At 75.5% G+C, this 261-nt stretch carries 1 pseudogene; it reads left to right on the forward strand.

Annotated elements, in window-relative coordinates:
• Window positions 1-261, forward strand: a pseudogene (locus OO57_RS38160) (UDP-glucose 4-epimerase); the annotation flags it as partial.

A 261-nucleotide genomic window follows, 5' to 3' on the forward strand; every position in this document is an offset into this window, starting at 1 on the left:
CACCTGCTGGCGCTGGACGCGGCGAAGCCGGGCGAGCACCTGATCTGCAACCTCGGCAACGGCACCGGCTTCTCGGTGCGCGAGGTGATCGAGTCGGTCGAGCGGGTCACCGGCCGGGAGATCCCGGTCCAGGTCGCCGACCGCCGCCCCGGCGACCCGGCGGTCCTGGTCGCCGCCGCCGACCGCGCCCGCGACGCGCTGGGCTGGGTCCCCAAGCGCCCCGAACTCGACCGGATCGTCGCCGACGCCTGGGAGTTCACC

Origin of the sequence: Kitasatospora phosalacinea, assembly GCF_000717185.1 — a bacterium.
GTDB classification, from domain to species: Bacteria; Actinomycetota; Actinomycetes; order Streptomycetales; family Streptomycetaceae; genus Kitasatospora; species Kitasatospora phosalacinea_A.